The sequence below is a fragment of the Methanothermobacter thermautotrophicus genome, assembly GCF_014889545.1.
Classification (GTDB): domain Archaea; phylum Methanobacteriota; class Methanobacteria; order Methanobacteriales; family Methanothermobacteraceae; genus Methanothermobacter; species Methanothermobacter thermautotrophicus_A.
Map to the genome: position 1 here is coordinate 77,063 of NZ_QKOF01000001.1, position 18,162 is coordinate 95,224.

Sequence of the window (18,162 nt, forward strand, 5' to 3'; positions counted from 1 at the left end):
ATGGATGCGGTAACATCCAGTGTTAAATCGAGAATAAGAAGAGGAAGAAAGGTTAGAGCAAATAAAAATTTACTCATGAAGGTTACAGGGTGGATTCCCAGATCTCCCCCTCTGTGTGAACATTCTCTGCTTCCTCAGAAATGTGTATACCCATCGTATCTGATAGGGCATCAGCTATTGCTTGTAAGGATCCCCAATAACAGCAATTCTTGAATGGGTACCTTAATGCAGTCCAAACATGAGGCCGAGGGTGGTTATTATGGCTGAGGTGAGACCAAAGCTCAGCCCTGTTTTCAGAGAAAGTTTCTTAATCTTCCGGTAATTCACTACTTCATCATTATATCAAGGACACCCGGCTTTTTACTCTTTTTATTACCCCCAAGGATTCCGGATTCAAGGAATTCCCTGTTGGCCCTCCTGTTGATTTCGCTGAAGATCATCCTGTAGGCCTCGCACTGGTGGTCAACACCGTCTATCTCCATCACACCATCCCTGATGGTGATTGCATTATAGGGGCACCCCCCTAGACAGAACCTGTAGAAGTCACAGTCACAGCATTCATCGTCAACAACTTCCCTCCATTCATAGAGCCTTCTGAGGGATTCACTCTCCTCAAGATCCTCCATCGAAGGCCTATCAGCCACATTACCCATTACGTAGTCCTTCATACCAACGAAGCGGTAGCAGGGGTATATATCACCATGGGGGTCAACTGCGAAGGTGTTGCCCACACAATCAGCGTGTGTACATACAACCCCCCGCCTGAGGAATGCGCTCTTTGCAAAGTGGTCTATGTTCTGTATCTCTATCTCACCGAAGTGCTCGAGGTACCTGTCAAGGAGGTACAGGAGCAGTTCACCGTACTCCTCTGAGGTTATGGCCCACTCCTCGGGGTCTGAACTCTTCAGGGATGGCAGGGCCGGGTGCAGCTTCAGGTTCATACCGTTCTGCAGGAAGAAGTTGAATATCTCTTCCTTCCTCTTTATGGAATAGGATGTGAAGGTGCTTATGAAGCTCACACGCAATCCATGCTTCCTTGCTATCTCATACCCCCTCATGGTCCTATCAAAGTAACCGTCACCCCTCTGGTAATCGTTTATCTCCCTCGGACCATCGAGGCTTGAACCTACGGGTATGCTGTACTCTGCGAAGAGTTCCGCCAGTTCATCTGTCATTAACCAGAGGTTTGTCTGGATGGCGAAGGCGGGCCTGAGGAAGGACAGCTTCTCAGATATTAGCTTGAGGGCCTCACTGTAGAACTCGTATCCTGCAAGCAGAGGTTCTCCTCCATGGAATGTGAAGGTTGCAGGTTCATCCCTGAATTCCATGAGCCAGGAGACCATCTCCCTCACGGTTTTCATGTCCATAAGCCTGGAGTCCCTGTCAACGCCCCAGCAGTAGCTGCAGTCTGAGGGGCAGTCCATGGAGGGTATTATCATGACATGGAATGCCATAAAACCACCTAATCTGCGGTCTCAAATACGTGGCCGCATTTCTCACAGACTATCTCCTTCATGGATGTCCTTGACTTGTGTTCATCCATGAATCTCCTCTTAACAACCTTGTCTCTGCAGCCACATACAGGGCACTCCTTTAAAAATTCCTCCATCTTCATGTCTAGACCTCTATTATCTCCTCAACAACATACTTGCCGCCACAGGGGCACTCCTCTATCCTGTCACCAATGTGGTAGGGAGTGGTTTTACCCTCCACCTCCAGGGTTCTCTTTGCCCTGCAGAGGTCACAGTATGCATTCACTATCCACATCATGTAAGATAGATATATGATGGTATCCTATATAGATTGTCATGGGGAGATTCCCATTTTCACTGAGCGGGATCAATAAAATAGTGGGGGGTCAGTTCTGACTGAGAGTCCTGAATATACGGTTGAATTGAAGGATGGTAAATTTGAGATAAGAAGGTACCATGGATATATACTGGCACAGGTTGATGTTGAGGCCAGTTTCAGGGATGCCATGATCATAGGCTTCTCTATCCTGGCAAACTACATATTTGGGGGAAACCGGCGTAAGGAGGAGATCCCTATGACATCACCGGTAACCGGTGTTAACCTTGACTCATCTGAGAGGATACCAATGACGGTCCCGGTTACAGAGGAGGTTCCTGATGATGCTGAACCAGGCAAATACAGGATCTCCTTTACAATGCCCTCTTCATACACACTTGAAACTCTCCCGGAGCCACTCGATGATAGGATTAAATTTCGTGAAGAGAATGATCAACGTTTCGCAGCCTACAGCTTCTCCGGGAGGGTTAACAGTGAGATGGCGACTGAAAGGATAGCTGAACTTAAGGAATGGCTTGAAAGGAATTCAATCGAATCAAAATCAAACTTCATAATAGCACAGTACAATCACCCGGCTGTCCCGGGCTTTTTAAGGAAAAATGAGATTCTTGTGAAGATAGATTGAATTTTTCTGATGTGATCTGATGGGGGAAATCGAGAGGAACCGTTACTTCCTCAGGGATAGCATAAGGAAGAGGGTGGATTTTTCAAAAACGCCCCAGAGCATGGGAGTTGAGGCCCCGCCCTTTGAGAAGCCATGGCCGCCTGACTCAGAGCGGATTAACCTTCCAGTGAGGGACTGGGCAGAGTTCGTTGATGTAAACATTGTAACATGCATAAGAAACCGTATGAGTCGCAGGAGCTACCTGAACACTCCACTTGGCCTTGATGAACTTTCATTCCTTCTATGGGCCACCCAGGGCATACGGATGGTTGCAGGCGGCTCCGCATTCAGGAATGTGCCATCTGCGGGATGCAGGCACACCTTTGAGACCTACCTTGCGGTCTTCAATGTTGAGGGTCTTGACACTGGACTCTACAGGTACATACCCTCAACCCACCAGGTGCTGGTCGAGTACCGTGATGAGGACCTCCCCGAGAGGATCATAGAGGCCACCTTTAACCAGAGTTTCACAGGAAATTCTGCGGTGACCTTCATCTGGACAACGATCCCCTACCGGATGGAGTGGAGGTATGGCCTTGCAGCCCACAGGGTGATCCTCATCGACGCTGGACACGTCTGCCAGAACCTCTACCTTGCATGTGAGGCCATAGGGGCGGGTACATGTGGGGTGGCAGCCTATGACCAGGAATACCTTGACGAGGTCCTCGGCGTTGATGGTGTGGATGAATTCGCAGTTTACCTGGCCCCTGTGGGTAAGATCCGGTAAAAAAAATAAGGGTGTATGGGGTCAGCGATTCTAGACCTTAACTGATGATGGTAGCTGCATAGTTCTCTTTGAGGTATGGGTCCTCGTAATTTTTGAGTATATCCTCAGCAGATCCATGTACCCTATTATTTTACCCCTGAACCTGACGTAACTTGGTGCTTTGAGGTATCTTCTCATGTAACTGTTAATATCCGCTGCCAGGGTCCTGTATTCCTTCATGGAAATGTATCCATGGAATGTGCTCCTCGCAATGGTCTTTGATGGGCCACTGACCCTGATGGGCCTTATGGGGCCGTTCATGTAGTCGGTTGCCATTAGAAGGAAGTTGGCTGGACTGTAACCTGAGTAGCTACCTTTAAGTTTTTTCCCCTTCATTATGTCCCTGTAAATTTCAGCTGCAGCATAAGCCATCCTTGCAGGGTCAATGCTGTGGTAGGCTATGAGTTTGCTGTTATAGAACCTGCCTTCCCTCTGAAGCATCTCTGGTGTTTCATTGACCATTCTAATGATTTCTGATGCGATGAAGCGACACTTCTCCTCCCAGGATCTATCTGCACAGTCGACGTTTGGCTGTATTACTCTCACACCGGCTGATGTAAGGAACCTGTAGGGGGAGATTATACCTGCAAAGTATTTGTTTGAGAAGTTATCATCCCATGCTCTCCTGAGGACTGCGGTCTTTTTGAGGTCAAGGCTGCCTGTGTTAACGAAGATTACGCCCTTGCATGTTGTTGCAGCCATTCTGGCAACTTCCATCATGGCTCCAGGGCAGGATGCTGCGAGGTAAACTGCAACGCCACCCTCAGGCGCGCACTTAACAGCACGATAACCTTCCCCGGGCTTTGGGGCCAGGGGGTCAACTGTAACATTGTGCTCGCTCTCATTCTCAATGCAGCTCTTGATGAGATTCAGACTCTCAGTGTCAGCGGAGCAGTTTCCTGATATGCAGTCAGAGGTCAGGAATATATCTACTGCTGCAGCGTCACTGACATTCAATGAAAGGGTAAGGAGCACTGCACTCAGAAGAATAATTCTATTTAATTGCAAGTTACCACCTTGTTAATAATTTTTTTCCCCTATTTAAGTAATTTTCCGGGAAGATTTATATAACATGAGACTCTACATTTTACTCCCGGTTTTTTCTTCATGTGATCTTTAAGGTGATAATTTGGTTCCTGAGATAAAACAGAAGTGTCTAATATGTGGAAGGCCATGGGTGGATGGAAGGGATACCTGTCCATACTGTGGCAGTAAAAATAAGACTGCGAGCCTAGACCCCGCAGATGACCTTGAACTCCTCAGGTCCCTTAACAGCATTCTTAGAAGGGAGAGGGTTTCTGAATAACCCAATTATTTTTTAATATACTTTGAATGGTTTAATTCATTTTAATTTTCTATTTCATAAAATGAAAAAATAAGGCAATTATTCTATGTACTGTTTGACGTTTTCCCTCACTATGGCTGAAGCACCGAAGCCCTTTATTTCCTCCAGCATTTCAGGGAACCGGCTCTTATCTATGAGGACGTTTACCTGTGAGAACTCCCTTCCACTCACCACCGTTGGTTCATCTGAACAGTACTTCATCTTCACCAGGAACTCAACCACATCATCTGCACGGTGGTTGGCTATGTTGAATTTCACATCAAAGTAGTTTCTTGCCTTGGTGGCACCGTAAAGCTGCTTGAATATCATTTCAGCCTTCTCAAGTTTCTCACCGGTGCAGGATGGACCAGCGTAGAGGCCTGCACTTGATTCCATTATGGTGTCAATTATTTTAAGGCCGGCCTTCCTGAGGCTGCTTCCAGTCTGTGTGTTGTCCACTATGAGGTCGGCGCCCTTGGCGATGTATACCTCTGTGGCTCCATCAGAGTTTATTATCTGGACCATCTCATTGTCACCATCACGCAGTCCCCTTATCTGGACCACTGGTTTGCTGTCCCCGAAGAGTTCCCTGTAGCCAGGGTTCTTCATGAAGAAGTCCCTTGTGAGGTTAGGGTACTCTGTGAAGCACAGTACTGGTTTTTTTCTTTCTGAATTTTTGAGGAAGAAGTCCTCAAGGGAGCTGTAGGGGTCCTCCTGGGGTACTGCGACTATCAGCCTTGTCTGACCATAATCAAGGTCCCCTATCTTCTTTATAGATCCATCGCCGCTGTTTATGGATTCCTCACGGACCCAGTCCTCTCCTATTATGGCTATATCGAGCATCCCACGGTTCAGTTCAACGGGTGCGCTCTGGGGCCTTGTCAGGTATGCCTTTATTTCAGGGTCATTTGTTATCTCTATCTCATTCTCTTCACGGCCAGGTTCGTATCCCTTAACCTCATAACCTGCGTCCCTGAAGAGTCTGTAGGTGTTTCCACGGTTAACATTATTCAAACTACCCTTAGGTAATCCAAGAACTATCTTCATAGCTTTCACCTCAAGATATTGGTTGATCCTTAAATATCTTTGCAGAGCCCTACCATTTTTCCCTGTGCACCCTTTCCGGGTCAAAGAGGTCCCTTGCACCCGGTTTCTCGGCGGGGTAGCCAATGGGTATCACTGAGAATGGGATAACATGTTCCGGGATATTGAAGAGTCTCCTTATACCCTCAACACGGTCTTCGAGGGGGTAGACCCCGGTCCACACCGCACCCAGACCCAGGGAGTGGGCTGCAAGGAGTATGTTCTGTGATGCAATGGAGCAGTCCTGCACCCAGAATCCAGGGAACTTTTCCAGACTGCTATCGCAGCATACGATGATTGCGACGGGAGCATCCTTCACCATCGCCCCGTAGGGGTGGACCTCGGGTATCTTCTCAAGCATCTCCCTGTTCTTCACGACTATGAAGTGCCATGGCCTCTGGTCGACGGCTGAGGGACCGCACATACCAGCATCCAGTATCTTCTCTATCAGCTCCTCTGGAACATCCTTATCCTGGTACTTCCTTATGCTTCGCCTTGTTTTGATTGCTTCGAGGACATCCATTTTACTCACCTTACAGTCTATATTGACCGTGACCTTTATATGTTGGGAGGCCCATAATGGTTTTATAGAATACGAACGAGTGGTTGTATGAAGGTTGAGGATCTAAAAAAACCATGCCCGGAATGCGGAGAGGTTGATAAGGACGTTTCAACAGTGCGAAATCCCCAGAACCTGGATAAACTCAGGGAAGCAGGCATCCCTGAGGACCAGAAGATAGTGGGGGCAATAAAATGCAGCCGATGCGGATATGTCTTTGAATACTGTGAGGGAGGGAGCTGTAAAATAGAGGTCAAAAAAATTTCAATTGATTGATATACTCAGATGCCCCTCACAAATTTAATTAGCCCCCCTAAAGGGGAATCCTCTTTATTCTCTTCCATTTTAAGTTTCATAATGAAGTCTGAGAGCCAGTCTGCTAGTCTATACCTGCTGAGGTCTGATGGTTCAACCCATGCGAAGCCCTCGTGTTCACCGCTGAGCTTCACGCTGCCCTCTGCTCTGCACCTGATTATGATATGAACCGCATTTATAACTGGAAATTTCTGTTCAACAACACCCATAACATCTCCAGGGATAATTTCAAGGTTTGTTTCCTCTTTAACTTCCCTCTTAAGGGCCTCCTCCAGTGATTCTCCGGTACCAATCTTTCCACCTGGAAGTTCCCATCTTGAGGCGTTGGTCTTTGAGTCAGCGGCCCTCTTGATCAGGAGGACCCTACCATCATCGTCTTCAATGAAGGCCCTGACAGCAAGGATATAAACACTTCCAACCATAAGCATTCCCCATCTATGATTGGGGCAATGGACATATAAAATAAAGCATTGACAGTGAAGTTCAGATTATTGCTATTTCTGTTTTTATGGATTTGTTTGAGGTTTTTTCGGGTTTTTTGTCGGTTCCGATTACTGCTTCCAGTCTGTGAATTTGATGGAGATTCGTGTACCACCGTTAGATTCAATTTTTAAGTCCCCGTTGATCTGCTCTGACAGGCTCCTGACCAGCTGCATCCCGAGGGTTGAAGCACCCTCAGGGTCAAAGTCTTCTGGAAGTCCCACGCCGTTATCAGCTATCTCAAGGAGGTACTCACCATTCATCCTTTTAAAGGAGGCTCTTATGGTGCCACTCTGGCCATGGGGGAAGCCGTGCTTGATGGCATTGGTGAAGACCTCATTCACTATGAGGGCAAGCGGTACAACGATGTTCACATCCAGTTCCGCATCATCTATGTCTGTTTCAAGACCTATGTGTGAAGTGTCCTGGATGAATGAGTAGTAAAGGTCCCTTAAAAGGCCCCTGAGATATTCCCCGAAATCAACTCTCCTGTGTTTTCCGGAGGTGTAGAGTCTCTCATGGAGCATGGCCATTGCTCTGGCCTTTGACTGGGCTTCATTAAAGAGCGTCAGGTCGTCCCGGTCCTTCACATACCTTGACTGGAGGTTAAGGATACTTGAGATTATCATGAGGTTGTTCTTGACCCTGTGGTTTATTTCCCGCAGCAGCATCTCCTTCTCCTCAAGGGCCCGCTGGAGTTCCAGGTTCTTCTTCAGAAGTTCTCTCTGGGCTGAGGATAACTCATTGTTTAACCTTGTAAGTTCATTGAAGAGTTCTTTTTCGACTTCAGTATGCTCAGGAAGCTCTATTTCGGGTTCTGGGGACATGTATTCTTCTGCAAGGTGATATATATTTATCATATCCTCCCTTGATGGTGAACCAACAACGTAAATCCTGTCAGAATTGAGGAATCCTGAGAAGTGATAGGTTTTAAGATCCCGCAGGTTCATCTCCCAGTTATATGCAGCCCCCTTCTCCAGTATCCTGTCAAGAAAATTTGAAGCCTTCTCCCGGCTGCCATGATCCATGAGACTGGCAAAGGATCCTATACCATGGGGGATGTCAGTGCCATAGCATGTTACCTTCTCTATGGTTCCATCCCTCTTCAGGATCAGGAAAACGCCTTCAATTTCATTTTCCATAATTTTTCACTCCCATACTCCATTGAACATGGAGTTCCTCTCTTTGCATTCTACAACATGAGTACCACAATTACCGACGGAGGGGGTCCATTGAACATGGAGTTCCTCTCTTTGGTAGAAATCATGTCTTAGCTTTAGCAGCTGTTTCCCATGTCAAGGAATTCTTCTGCTACATTCACAGCCCCTGATGCATCTGCAGCATGGAGGTCAGCACCAACCTTCTTCCAGAGCCTTATGTCAACGTTGAAGGGGTACCCTCCAACCATGACCGGCGGTCTATCCTCCAGTTCCTCGAGGAGTTCTATGATATTCCTGACATGACCGACGTTGAAGGTCATGGTCGCGGAGAGGGCCACAAGATCTGGTTTGAGGTCAGCCACGATGCCAAGGAAGTCCTCGGGTGGAGTGTTTGCTCCAAGGTAAATTGATTCCCAGCCATTCATCTCGAAGAAATCACTCACCATCCTTATCCCTATCTCATGGAGCTCATTGTTAACGCATGCCGCCACCAGCTTGAGGTTTCGCCTCTCTGAGGCACTGTAGATGTAGGGGTAGAGCTCTGACATTATGCTCTGGGTAACGGATGTTGCATAGTGTTCATGGGCCACGGATATCTGGTTGGTCTGCCAGAGCCTCCCTATTTCTCGCTGAACAGGTTCGAAGACATTGACGTATATGTCCTCCACCTTAACACCTGATTCAAGGGAGGATATTATGAGTTCTCTGGCTTTATGGGCCTCAGTATTCAGAACAAGCCTGAGGTACTCCTCTGCAATTTCACGGAGGGGCCGGTCCCCCAGGTAGCTTGATGAGGGATGTGAAGTTTCAAGGGTTTTGAGTGCAACTGAAATGTACTCTGATGCCTTCTCTGCAACTTCATCATCAGCCAGTCCCATAATGGCCCTTTCTATGCTTTTAAGAGAACCTCTCAGACATTCTTCAGGCAAGCCTAGGTTCTTAAGAAGAATGTCTGCCCACAGCACATAGTCACTGAAGAGCTCCGGACTTGAATTGAGGATCGCCTCCTCAAGGTAATCCAGGTGATAGTTTATATCCTGCAGGCAGAGCTCCTCATCTGAGACAAGGCCCCTCTCATCAAGGTCTCTGTAAACCTCTCCCACGACGGCATTTCTATCCATTGAAGTCCGCATACAAACACCCCAATAGTATTTAAGATGAAACCGAGATAAGACATTTATCATTTTTCACAGGAGATCTTGATGAAGTCAGCTGAAGGTTTCAGGATAGTATCTGCAACAGGTGAATGTCCACTATGTGTCTACAGGTGTGAGGTGGTGGTTGAGGATCTGGGGGAGGTTAAGGTCTACTGCAGACACCCCCGGGGGCCGGGTAACCCGTCACACTGTATATATTTCAAGAGGGATAAGAAACTGGATGGGTATTACTAGGCACTGAATGGATAACATTTATATCTTGCTATGAATAAAAAGACATATTAATTAAAAATAATTATAATTATTATTCATAATAGATTTGCATAATTGATCTGCAGGTGTTAAGATGCTTACCTCTGTTCAGAAGGAGATACTCCAGACCCTCATCAATCTTTACAGGAACTCAAATGGCAAGTCAATCAAGGGGGAGGAGATAGCAGCCATAATGAACCGGAACCCCGGTACAATAAGGAACCAGATGCAGTCCCTCAGAAGCCTGGGCCTTGTTAAGGGGGTGCCAGGACCACGTGGCGGCTACAAACCAACAATAAAGGCCTACCATCAGCTTAACATATCATCAACAGGTAGAGAGACCACGGTACCCATCTACCGGGATGGAGAGCAGATTGAGGACCTCTCAGTCGCGAAGATAGAATTCACCAGCATACCTGACCCTGGTGAGTGCGAGGCAGCCATAAAACTTGTTGGAAGTATAAGGAAACTTGACCTCGGTGACAGGGTCAGGATAGGTCCAACCCCTGTTAACAAGCTCGTGGTTGATGGTGTGGTTGTTGGAAGGGATGATATGGATAACATGATCCTCCTTGATACGACGGCGATAAGGAGCATACCCAAGAAGACTGTTGATGAGGTCGCAACCCGTGATCTTGTAACCCTCTCCCCGGATATGACTGTGAGGGAGGCTGCAGCACGGTTATCATCCCTTGGAATCGAGGGGGCCCCCATAGTTGAGGACGATGAGGTTAAGGGTATAGTAACGCTCAGTGATATAACGGAATCCATAGCCGAAGGTACAGAGTTTCTGAAGGTTTCAGATATAATGTCAAAGAATATAATAACCGTTAAACAGGATATGATGATAGCAGATGCCATAGAGATTATGAATAAATACAATATTGGAAGGCTGATAGTCACAGACCGTGAGGGCAGACCCTCCGGTATAATAACCAGGACAGATATTCTTGATAGCATCGCTGGACTTGACTGACCTCCTTATTTTAAATTATCCAGGTCTAGTTACTAGCAAACATGATAGAATCAGTTAGTCTATTTACTTTAGCAGGTAAGGATTTATATGTCACAGCGACGTGATAGAATCAGTTAGTCTATTTACTTTAGCAGGTAAGGATATATAAGCACACCAGATTAATCTTTGTATATCGTGTTCAGGATTTGAGGTGGCATCCCAGCACTGAAGTTTCCTTGAGGAAACCGGGGATTGCATACAGACCCTACGTCTAATGGATTTTTCCCTATCAATCAGAGGAAGTGTTAATTTTGAATGTGAATCACATGAATATAACAGCAGGTATGGGCGTGGCAGAACTCATAGAGGAGATGGGACGTTCAGGGGTCCTGGGAGCTGGCAGGGTCTACAGGGCAACAAGGCTCCTGCGTGAGATGATTGATGACCCGGAAATGGCCATATTCATGAGCGTGGCAGGGCCCCTGGTTCCTGGGGGTATGAGGAGGATAATAAGGGACCTCATAGATGATGGAACAATAGACGCCCTGATAACAAGCGGGGCAAACCTTACCCATGACCTCCTGGAGGCCTTCGGGGGCGCCCACTACAGGGACTATGGCTTTGACGATGAGAAGCTGCACCAGCAGGGTATAGGCCGCATCGGGGATGTCTATACAAGGTCAGAGGACTTTGAGGTATTTGAATCAGAGATCCAGAGGATATTCTCATGCATATTCTCATCAAAACCCCGGATATCCATACAGGAACTCATACATGATATAGGCGGCCACCTGGATGACGGCATGTCCATAATAAGAACAGCACATCTCCGCAGAGTACCTGTATACGCCCCCGGAATCATTGACAGCATGCTTGGCCTCCAGCTCTGGATGTACACCCAGGATAACAGCATATGCCTGGATGCTGTGAAGGATATGCACAGCCTCTCAGACCTTGTTTTCAGTCATGAGCGCATAGGCGCCATAATACTTGGCGGCGGACTCCCCAAACACTACACTCTGGCATCAACCCTCCTCAGGGGAGGGGTGGATGCCGCGGTTCAGATAACCATGGATCGCAGTGAAACAGGGAGCCTCAGCGGGGCGCCCCTGGAGGAGGCAAAGTCATGGGCGAAGGCCCAGGAGGGTTCAAACCTTGTCACTGTGGTGGGTGATGCAACAGCCCTCTTCCCGTTGATACTGGCAGGGGCATTATCTGGGCTCTAGTGCGTGTTATAGGGGCCTTCATTCGGAGTGTTTGCATGATCGAGGTTCTATACCCTGTTTCAGGTTTTCTCATGAAGATCGCCGATGAGTGTGAGGATGAGTGGGAGATGCCCCGCACCGGTATGGTGGCGGGTGCCCTCTGCGGGGCATCAGCGGGTCTTCTATCGGTAAGTGATCCTGCAGCTGCATGCATATTCCTGGGCATATTCGCAGGCACACTCCTGTCATTCAAGGTTGACTGCATGAGCCATGCTGCTGCGGCCCTTGTATTTGTCCTCTTCATACTCGCTGGCGGATTACCGGTTATAAGCATCCCTGCAGTGTTAATGTGCACCCTGGCTGCCTACCTAGATGAGTACGGGAACGATAACCCGGTAATTTATGGGAAAAGCAGGATTTTAAGGCTTTTCTTTGATTACAGGTTCTCACTTAAGATAGTCATAGTTCTACTTGCCATCCTATCCCTGGCAGGTTTTAAGACGGGCTTTGGGCCTCTGACAGTCATCCTGTTCCTCCTCTTTGAGGCAGCATATGAGCTTGGGGGTAGAGTAGTGCATCAGGGGGCTGAATGAGGATTCTGAAGAAAAATAGTTTTTCAGGGTTTAAGTGACTCTTTAATGGATTCTATTATCCCTGAGGCTGCGGCTGCAGGGTCATCTGCAAGGTAGATTGATCTCCCAACTATTATGGCATCTGCGAACCTGAGTGTCTCCCCTGGATCCCCTCCCTGGGCCCCCACACCGGGGGATATGAGGAATGATTCCTGACCTATGATCTCCCTCAGCCTTGAAAGCCTTTCAGGCCTTGTTGATGGTCCTACATAATTTTTAACACCAAGTTCAACGCCCATCCTGGCTATCTCATCTGCAGCGCCCTGTATGAACATCTCAGCCCCCGGGTGTGACATCTCTGTGAGGAGGAAGACCTCGCGTTCCATTTCTTCTGCAACATTGAGGCAGGCCCTGACACTGTCTGCTCCAGGGAATCCATGGACTATGATTGCATCAGCCCCGGCTCTGTAGGTGGCCTGGCATATCTTTTCATTGGTCTCGGGTATATCTGCAACCTTGAAGTCAGCTATGATCCTGCAGTTAAATCTCTCCCTGAACTCAGCCAGGATATCCATACCCTCTGAGAGTACAAGGGGATAACCTATCTTGACGGTGTCTATGTACTCGATGACCTCACCGGTGACCCTGAGGGCATCATCCCGGTTCATGAGGTCCATTGCGAGTATAAGTCTGTTTCTAACGTCCATAATATCAATTCCTGAATTTTAAAGATCCATTTATGGATAATAACCTTTTAATATCAGTTTTCAGGGGTCTCAGAGATAATCTGCTCTGGTGAAAATTTGGACTAGGATATATATTATCCTTTCATAACCCCACACCATCAGGGAAACTTTAATTCAGATCAGAATTTATAGAAAATATTATATACTGCAATCTTAAAGTTTACTTTAGAAGGATTCAAGAAGGTGATAAATTGCATATAATGGAAGGATTTCTACCCTGGCAGTGGTGCCTCTTCTGGTATCTGCTCTCAGCACCGGTCATAGTCTATGGCCTCCTGAAGATAATAAGGATTGCAGAGGATAGACCCGAGGCAAAACCGCTCCTTGCAGTTAGCGGCGCATTCATGTTTGTCCTGTCATCCCTTAAACTGCCATCTGTAACCGGCAGCTGCTCACACCCCACAGGTAACGGTCTTGGCGCTGTACTCTTCGGACCGGCAGTTACATCCGTCATGGCACTGATTGTTCTGATCTTCCAGGCGCTGCTTCTGGCCCATGGTGGACTCACCACCCTGGGAGCCAACGTGTTTTCAATGGGAATAGTCGGGCCTGTATGTGCCTGGGGAATCTACAGGCTCACAGGGCCATCCCTTTCCACCTCAGTTTCAGTTTTCCTTGCAGCCTTCCTGGGGGACCTGATGACCTACGTAACAACCTCAGTGCAGCTGGCACTGGCATTCCCTGTTCCAGGGTTTTCAGAGGCCCTCATGAAGTTCATGATCATATTCGCCTACACCCAGCTACCCCTTGCGGTGGCAGAGGGGCTGCTGACAGTTGTGATATTTGAGAAGATACTGGAGCTCAAACCGGACATAATGGAAAAGCTCCAGATAATCAGTAAAAAGGCTACGGAGGCTTGAAGATGAATAAGAGGCACATATTGATGCTCTTTGCTGTCATAATAATCGCCGTGGCACCCCTGATAATATACAGTGGCCATGGAGAGGATGATGGCTACTTCGGAGGCGCTGATGATAGCGCAGGTGATGCAATAAGTGAGACAGGCTACAAGCCATGGTTCCAGCCACTATGGGAGCCTCCAAGCGGTGAAATAGAGAGCCTCCTCTTTGCCCTGCAGGCAGCAATAGGGGCCCTCATAATAGGGTACGTCTTTGGCTACTACAGGGGAAGGGGCGAGACATCAGAATGATCCTTCAGAGGTAAGAAGTTACAGGTGAGGGCGATGAACATCTCCGTTGACTACTATGCACATAACAACAGCCTGAGGGAAAGCAGTACGGGCTTCAAGATGGCCCTGTGCATAATTACAATGATAATATCAGTGATATCACCCACACCAGTGATCCCCGCCATCGTGGCGGTTTTAATGACCCTCATCATCCTCTTTGTAGCGGATATACCTGCATCATACTACCTGAGGTTTTCAGCGGTTCCTTTAGGCTTTGGAGTTTTAACCCTTGTCCTCATGACCTTCTTCTTCGGCGTGGACCCTGCAGCAACCATCATGGGTCTCACAGTGTACAGTGACGGTCTGCAGACAGGGATACTTGTATTCTCAAGGATCATGGGGGGATTCTCCTGCCTGGCATTCCTCGCCCTCACAACACCTGTGAATGAGATCTTCCATGAACTTGGAAGGCTTGGAGTGCCACCAGCCCTCACCGAGATAGCCCTCCTAATGTACAGGTCAATCTTTGTCTTCCTTGAGGAGGCATCGATAATGTACCATGCCCAGGATACAAGGCTCGGATACAGCGGCCTTCGAAACTCCTACAGGTCCCTGGGACTACTTGCAGGCAACCTATTTATAAGGTCATGGCTCAGGGGTGAGACAGTCTACCGTTCCATGGAGTCACGATGCTACATGGGATCCATGCCGGCACTGAGAAAGAAGTCAATGGGGTTGAGGGGTATGGCCATGATCATCCTTTTTGACGGTCTCCTTGTGACTGGTCTCCTCTTCACTTCAGGTGCTTGGCTATGAGACACCTTATCTGAGATTTTATCATCACATTTAACTGAAATGTTCTGATTCTAGCACTTTCGTACCGCCAGGATTTCATCTCTTCATCAATCCGATAGGGTTAAGCAGACTTAAATATAAAATACACATTATTCATCATAACGGTTAACGGATCGCGGTGTGAACATGAGGATTATTGAGGCAGTAGATATCAGATACACATACCCGGACGGTACAGAGGCCCTCCGGGGGATCAACTTCCATGCAGAGAGGGGGGAGGTTGTGGCGCTCCTGGGACCGAACGGGGCAGGTAAATCCACCCTGTTCCTCCACTTCAATGGAATACTTCAGCCAACCAGCGGAAAGATAATGATAGAGGGAGAGGAGCTTGACTACAGCAAATCAGGGCTGATTAAAGCCCGTCAGAAGGTCGGAATAGTTTTCCAGAACCCTGATGACCAGTTATTCGCACCAAGGGTGGATGAGGACGTTGCCTTTGGACCCCTCAACATGGGTCTCCCTGAGGATGAAGTTGAGGAGAGGGTAAGGGACGCACTCCAGAAGGTGGGTATGCAGGGATATGAGAGCAAACCACCCCATCACCTCAGTGGCGGTGAGAAGAAGAGGGTTGCAATAGCAGGTATACTCGCAATGAAGCCTGATATAATGGTTCTGGATGAACCAACCTCTGGCCTTGACCCAAGGGGCGCCTCCCAGATCATCAGGCTACTCCATACCCTCAACGAGGAGGGCATGACAATAATCATATCAACCCATGACGTTGACCTCGCCCCCCTCTACTCCGACAGAATATATGTAATAAATGATGGTGAGATAATAAGTACAGGGACACCTGCCGAGGTATTCTCAGATATCGATACCATCCGGGGGGCCAACCTCCGTCTTCCAAGGATAGCCCACCTAGTTGAGATCCTCCAGAAGGAGGATGAACTCCCCTTTGAGGAGCCCTACCCACTGACAATAGGTGAGGCCAGGAGGAAACTCCTTAACCAGCTCAGGTAGGTGATTTCATGATAAAGGTCGGGATCTGCGATACAACCTTTGCAAGGTACGATATGGGCGGAGCTGCAATCGATGAGCTGAAGAAACACGCTACAGGTATAAGGATCATAAGGAGAACCGTGCCCGGGATAAAGGACCTTCCAGTTGCCTGCAAGAAACTCATAGAGGAGGAGGGCTGTGAAATGGTCATGGCCCTCGGGATGCCAGGGCCCCAGGAAAAGGATAAGGTCTGCGCCCATGAGGCATCCACTGGCCTCATACAGGCCCAGCTCATGACGAACACCCACATACTTGAGGTATTTGTCCATGAGGATGAGGAGGATGACCCTGAGGAACTGAAGGTCCTTGCTGATAACAGGGCAAGGGAACATGCCCAGAACCTCATCATGATGCTCTTTAAACCAGATAGGCTTACACGCGAGGCAGGCATGGGTCTGCGTGAGGGCAAACCTGATGCCGGACCACTTTAAATAAAAAACAGAAGGAGGCTGATTTAATGGTTAAGGTCATTGGAATCTGTGGAAGTCCAAGAAAGAATGGTAATACTGAGATACTCCTGAGGGAGGCCCTTGATGCCGCTGAGGAGGCCGGTGCAGAGACAGAACTTGTGAGACTAGCAGGCCTTGATATAAATCCCTGCAGGGCATGTGACTCATGCAAGGAGACAGGTGAATGCGACATCGACGATGACCTCAACAGGGTGGTTGAACTTGTGGCATCAGCCCACGGGATAATTATAGGTAGCCCCGTCTACTTTGGTTCAGTGACAGCCCAGACCAAGATGTTCATGGACAGGACCCGACCCCTCAGGAGCAAATTCAGACTGGCAGACAAAGTTGGGGGTGCTGTGACCGTCGGGGGCTCACGAAATGGCGGCCAGGAAACTGCATGCAGTGACATTCACAACTTCTTCCTTATACATGAGGCAGCTGTTGTGGGGGACGCCTCACCCACTGCACACTATGGAGGAACCGGTGTAGGCGGTGCAAAGGGCGAATCAGCCAGTGACCAGGCAGGTATTGAAACATCAAGGAACCTTGGAAGGAGGGTCGCCCTCCTGGCAGCAAGGATCCATGGATGAAAAACTATCTGAGTGGAATCCATGGCGGGACACAGGCAAAAGGATGTTGCAGTGGTTGTACCGGTATACAATGAGGAGAAGACCGTGGCTGGTGTGATAGAATCCCTCCTTGACAGGGGATACCGGGTTATAGCCGTTGATGACGGCTCAAGGGATTCAACCCCAGAAATACTTGCAGGAATGTCCTCTGAAAGGGAGGGTTTATCTGTTTACACCCATGTAATAAACAGGGGCCTCGGAGCAGCCCTCAGGACAGGTTTACGGGCGGCTGTGGGTGAAGGGGCCTCATACATCGTCACATTCGATGCCGATGGACAGCATGACCCTGATGATATTGAGGGTGTTATCGAACCCCTCATGGAGGGAGAGGCCGATGTGGTGATAGGGAGCAGGGAATTCTCTGAGATGCCCCTTTCAAGGAGCATCGGGAACACAATAATGAACCTGCTCACCCTCCTCTTCTATGGCTGCAGGGTCTCAGATTCCCAGTCCGGTCTGAGGGCCTTCACTGCCAGGGCAGCATCACTTATGGATATAAAGAGCAGGGGTTACGGTGTTTCATCTGAGATAATAGGTGAGATACACAGAAATGGCCTCAGGATGAGGGAGGTTAAAATAAAAACGATATACACCCCTGAGACCATATCCAAGGGTACCGGTACATCAGTGGGTATAAGGATACTCCTGAGGCTGATACTGAACATGCTTAGAAGGGTTTAAACAGGAGTTCCTCCTCAGATACAGTTTTCGGTGATTTTTATGATATACCAGGTTCTTGGAATTGTTATTGGGATTGCAGGTATAATTGTATCCTTTGCAAGGTTCAGGGAGTCAAGGACATCGCCGGGGGGCCTCCTCCTCTGGCTGATACTATGGGTTTCGGTCATAATGTTCTCACTCAACCCGCCATTATCAACCAGGATAGCCAACATCCTTGGTATCGGGCGTGGACTTGATTTTCTCCTCATAATAGGCATACTGGGTGCATATTACATCCTTTTCAGGATATACCTGATGGTTGACAGGATTCAGCAGGATATAACCGAGCTTGTGCATGAAATCGCCCTCAGGGAACATGATGATTGAG

Annotated in this window: 26 protein-coding genes; 16 read left to right on the forward strand and 10 right to left on the reverse strand. The window is 48.3% G+C overall.

What is annotated here, in order from left to right; translation table 11 throughout:
• Positions 1–326: 326 nt before the first annotated feature.
• Genes DNK57_RS00505 through DNK57_RS00515 form a run of 3 tightly spaced genes read right to left on the reverse strand, consistent with a single transcriptional unit; the run spans position 327 to position 1,770 of the window.
• Positions 327–1,454 (reverse strand): TIGR04083 family peptide-modifying radical SAM enzyme, encoded by a 1,128-nt coding sequence (locus DNK57_RS00505; RefSeq protein ID WP_192961113.1) that lies wholly within the window; start codon positions 1,452–1,454, stop codon positions 327–329.
• Positions 1,455–1,462: 8 nt separating this feature from the next.
• Positions 1,463–1,615, reverse strand: coding sequence for a TIGR04165 family Cys-rich peptide (locus DNK57_RS00510; RefSeq protein WP_192961114.1), 153 nt, complete (start codon positions 1,613–1,615; stop codon positions 1,463–1,465).
• A gap of 2 nt (positions 1,616–1,617) precedes the next feature.
• Entirely contained in the window at positions 1,618–1,770 is a 153-nt protein-coding gene (locus DNK57_RS00515; RefSeq protein WP_192961181.1) for a hypothetical protein, read from the reverse strand.
• A 94-nt stretch (positions 1,771–1,864) separates the two neighbouring features.
• Here DNK57_RS00515 and DNK57_RS00520 point away from each other — a divergent pair, with 94 nt between their 5' ends.
• Positions 1,865–2,434 (forward strand): SOUL family heme-binding protein, encoded by a 570-nt coding sequence (locus tag DNK57_RS00520; protein ID WP_192961172.1) that lies wholly within the window; start codon positions 1,865–1,867, stop codon positions 2,432–2,434.
• Between the two features lie 19 nt (positions 2,435–2,453).
• Complete coding sequence (locus DNK57_RS00525) at positions 2,454–3,200, forward strand: SagB/ThcOx family dehydrogenase (RefSeq protein WP_192961115.1); 747 nt, start codon at positions 2,454–2,456, stop codon at positions 3,198–3,200.
• 30 nt (positions 3,201–3,230) lie between these two features.
• On the opposite strand, the gene DNK57_RS00530 is transcribed toward DNK57_RS00525, so the two are convergent.
• Positions 3,231–4,214: a pseudomurein-binding repeat-containing protein gene (locus DNK57_RS00530; protein WP_320056825.1), complete on the reverse strand. Its 984-nt coding sequence runs from the start codon at positions 4,212–4,214 to the stop codon at positions 3,231–3,233.
• A 154-nt stretch (positions 4,215–4,368) separates the two neighbouring features.
• Here DNK57_RS00530 and DNK57_RS00535 point away from each other — a divergent pair, with 154 nt between their 5' ends.
• The gene (locus DNK57_RS00535) at positions 4,369–4,545 is read left to right on the forward strand and encodes a toprim domain-containing protein (protein ID WP_192961117.1); all 177 of its coding nucleotides are present in this window, start codon (positions 4,369–4,371) and stop codon (positions 4,543–4,545) included.
• A 78-nt stretch (positions 4,546–4,623) separates the two neighbouring features.
• Here the strand turns inward: DNK57_RS00535 and hisG are convergent, their stop codons facing one another.
• A complete protein-coding gene (hisG, locus tag DNK57_RS00540; RefSeq protein ID WP_192961118.1) occupies positions 4,624–5,610 on the reverse strand; it encodes an ATP phosphoribosyltransferase in 987 nt (328 codons plus the stop codon).
• Between the two features lie 49 nt (positions 5,611–5,659).
• Positions 5,660–6,169 (reverse strand): nitroreductase family protein, encoded by a 510-nt coding sequence (locus tag DNK57_RS00545; protein WP_192961119.1) that lies wholly within the window; start codon positions 6,167–6,169, stop codon positions 5,660–5,662.
• An 87-nt stretch (positions 6,170–6,256) separates the two neighbouring features.
• Here DNK57_RS00545 and DNK57_RS00550 point away from each other — a divergent pair, with 87 nt between their 5' ends.
• The gene (locus DNK57_RS00550; protein WP_192961120.1) at positions 6,257–6,481 is read left to right on the forward strand and encodes a TIGR04165 family Cys-rich peptide; all 225 of its coding nucleotides are present in this window, start codon (positions 6,257–6,259) and stop codon (positions 6,479–6,481) included.
• Between the two features lie 5 nt (positions 6,482–6,486).
• Here the strand turns inward: DNK57_RS00550 and DNK57_RS00555 are convergent, their stop codons facing one another.
• From DNK57_RS00555 to DNK57_RS00565, 3 genes are all read right to left on the reverse strand, one after another.
• Positions 6,487–6,942, reverse strand: a complete 456-nt coding sequence (locus DNK57_RS00555; protein WP_226890896.1) for an NUDIX hydrolase — start codon at positions 6,940–6,942, stop codon at positions 6,487–6,489.
• A 129-nt stretch (positions 6,943–7,071) separates the two neighbouring features.
• Positions 7,072–8,142 (reverse strand): sensor histidine kinase, encoded by a 1,071-nt coding sequence (locus DNK57_RS00560; RefSeq protein WP_192961122.1) that lies wholly within the window; start codon positions 8,140–8,142, stop codon positions 7,072–7,074.
• Between the two features lie 134 nt (positions 8,143–8,276).
• Positions 8,277–9,293, reverse strand: coding sequence for a cobalamin B12-binding domain-containing protein (locus DNK57_RS00565; protein ID WP_226890898.1), 1,017 nt, complete (start codon positions 9,291–9,293; stop codon positions 8,277–8,279).
• Positions 9,294–9,362: 69 nt separating this feature from the next.
• On the opposite strand from DNK57_RS00565, the gene DNK57_RS00570 reads away from it, so the two are divergent.
• The 4 genes from DNK57_RS00570 to DNK57_RS00585 all read left to right on the forward strand — a co-directional run bounded on the left by DNK57_RS00570 (position 9,363) and on the right by DNK57_RS00585 (position 12,322).
• The gene (locus tag DNK57_RS00570; protein ID WP_192961123.1) at positions 9,363–9,551 is read left to right on the forward strand and encodes a hypothetical protein; all 189 of its coding nucleotides are present in this window, start codon (positions 9,363–9,365) and stop codon (positions 9,549–9,551) included.
• Positions 9,552–9,663: 112 nt separating this feature from the next.
• Entirely contained in the window at positions 9,664–10,545 is an 882-nt protein-coding gene (locus tag DNK57_RS00575; protein WP_192961124.1) for a CBS domain-containing protein, read from the forward strand.
• A gap of 290 nt (positions 10,546–10,835) precedes the next feature.
• Positions 10,836–11,750 (forward strand): deoxyhypusine synthase, encoded by a 915-nt coding sequence (locus DNK57_RS00580; RefSeq protein ID WP_192961125.1) that lies wholly within the window; start codon positions 10,836–10,838, stop codon positions 11,748–11,750.
• 35 nt (positions 11,751–11,785) lie between these two features.
• A complete protein-coding gene (locus tag DNK57_RS00585; protein ID WP_192961126.1) occupies positions 11,786–12,322 on the forward strand; it encodes a hypothetical protein in 537 nt (178 codons plus the stop codon).
• A gap of 23 nt (positions 12,323–12,345) precedes the next feature.
• On the opposite strand, the gene pyrF is transcribed toward DNK57_RS00585, so the two are convergent.
• Complete coding sequence (gene pyrF / locus DNK57_RS00590) at positions 12,346–13,008, reverse strand: orotidine-5'-phosphate decarboxylase (protein WP_192961127.1); 663 nt, start codon at positions 13,006–13,008, stop codon at positions 12,346–12,348.
• A gap of 230 nt (positions 13,009–13,238) precedes the next feature.
• Between pyrF and cbiM the strand changes: the two genes are divergently transcribed.
• From cbiM to DNK57_RS00630, 8 genes are all read left to right on the forward strand, one after another.
• Entirely contained in the window at positions 13,239–13,907 is a 669-nt protein-coding gene (cbiM, locus tag DNK57_RS00595) for a cobalt ECF transporter S component CbiM (RefSeq protein ID WP_192961128.1), read from the forward strand.
• Between the two features lie 2 nt (positions 13,908–13,909).
• Positions 13,910–14,197, forward strand: coding sequence for an energy-coupling factor ABC transporter substrate-binding protein (locus tag DNK57_RS00600; RefSeq protein WP_192961174.1), 288 nt, complete (start codon positions 13,910–13,912; stop codon positions 14,195–14,197).
• Positions 14,198–14,230: 33 nt separating this feature from the next.
• Positions 14,231–14,992, forward strand: coding sequence for a cobalt ECF transporter T component CbiQ (gene cbiQ, locus DNK57_RS00605; RefSeq protein WP_192961129.1), 762 nt, complete (start codon positions 14,231–14,233; stop codon positions 14,990–14,992).
• 165 nt (positions 14,993–15,157) lie between these two features.
• A complete protein-coding gene (locus DNK57_RS00610; RefSeq protein ID WP_192961130.1) occupies positions 15,158–15,994 on the forward strand; it encodes an ATP-binding cassette domain-containing protein in 837 nt (278 codons plus the stop codon).
• Positions 15,995–16,005: 11 nt separating this feature from the next.
• Complete coding sequence (gene ribC / locus DNK57_RS00615) at positions 16,006–16,464, forward strand: riboflavin synthase (RefSeq protein WP_192961175.1); 459 nt, start codon at positions 16,006–16,008, stop codon at positions 16,462–16,464.
• Between the two features lie 26 nt (positions 16,465–16,490).
• Positions 16,491–17,075 (forward strand): flavodoxin family protein, encoded by a 585-nt coding sequence (locus DNK57_RS00620; protein WP_192961131.1) that lies wholly within the window; start codon positions 16,491–16,493, stop codon positions 17,073–17,075.
• A 21-nt stretch (positions 17,076–17,096) separates the two neighbouring features.
• Positions 17,097–17,795, forward strand: a complete 699-nt coding sequence (locus DNK57_RS00625) for a glycosyltransferase family 2 protein (protein ID WP_192961132.1) — start codon at positions 17,097–17,099, stop codon at positions 17,793–17,795.
• 39 nt (positions 17,796–17,834) lie between these two features.
• Positions 17,835–18,161: a DUF2304 domain-containing protein gene (locus DNK57_RS00630; protein WP_226890902.1), complete on the forward strand. Its 327-nt coding sequence runs from the start codon at positions 17,835–17,837 to the stop codon at positions 18,159–18,161.
• Position 18,162: the final 1 nt, after the last annotated feature.